This window comes from Algoriphagus aestuariicola (genome assembly GCF_017254835.1).
Lineage (GTDB): Bacteria > Bacteroidota > Bacteroidia > Cytophagales > Cyclobacteriaceae > Algoriphagus > Algoriphagus aestuariicola.
The window spans coordinates 1-309 of the sequence record NZ_JAFKCW010000050.1 but is presented as its reverse complement, the minus strand read 5'-3'; the positions used below and the strand labels follow the sequence as shown (position 1 = coordinate 309).

Annotated in this window: 1 protein-coding gene; it reads left to right on the top strand. The window is 56.6% G+C overall.

Annotated elements, in window-relative coordinates; translation table 11 throughout:
- Positions 1–37 precede the first annotated feature (37 nt).
- Positions 38–309, top strand: a 272-nt coding sequence (mdtI, locus tag J0A67_RS23620; protein WP_206571683.1) for a multidrug/spermidine efflux SMR transporter subunit MdtI, incomplete at its 3' end; no start/stop codon positions are given.

Below are 309 nucleotides of genomic sequence, written 5' to 3'. Positions count from 1 at the left end.
AAAGAGCGAAAACAGGTCAGCCCGCGAGGTGACAACCATGCAACAGTTTGAGTTGTACCACATTGGGTTCCTGGGATTGGCCATCGTGCTGGAAATCATCGCCAACATCTTCCTGAAGATGTCGGACGGTTTCCGTAAAATTTGGCTGGGATTGCTGTCGCTGCTGTCGGTACTCGGTGCGTTCAGCGCCCTGGCGCAGGCGGTAAAGGGCATCGATCTGTCAATCGCTTACGCGTTGTGGGGCGGTTTCGGTATCGCCGCCACCATCGCCGCAGGCTGGATCATGTTCGGCCAGCGGTTGAACGCCAA